The organism is Pseudomonas sp. 65/3-MNA-CIBAN-0223 (assembly GCF_040310425.1).
GTDB classification, from domain to species: domain Bacteria; phylum Pseudomonadota; class Gammaproteobacteria; order Pseudomonadales; family Pseudomonadaceae; genus Aquipseudomonas; species Aquipseudomonas gregormendelii.
The window spans coordinates 1-268 of record NZ_JBEOPV010000161.1; the positions used below are offsets into that span (position 1 = coordinate 1).

The following is a 268-nucleotide window of genomic DNA, read 5'->3' on the forward strand; positions in this document are numbered from 1 at the left end:
GATCAACCGCGAAACCGCAGTCGCCCTCATCGACGCGGCGCTCGCTGCGGCCCGTGCCATCGGCATCCCGGCTGCCGTCGCCGTCGTCGACGCCACCGGTAACCTGCGCGCGTTCGAGCGCACCGACGATGCGCCGTTCCTTACCGTCGATGTTGCCATCGACAAGGCCTGGAGTTCCGCCTCGTTTGGGTTCCCGACCCATGTCTGGAACGACTATGTGACCAACGATCCAAAAGTGGCGCCGCTAGCCTATCGCCCTCGGATGGTC

Annotated in this window: 1 protein-coding gene; it reads left to right on the plus strand. The window is 65.3% G+C overall.

Translation table 11 applies throughout. The features are described from left to right. A partial coding sequence (locus AAEZ09_RS28360) for a GlcG/HbpS family heme-binding protein (protein ID WP_502947609.1) occupies positions 1–268 on the plus strand: 268 nt, incomplete at both ends.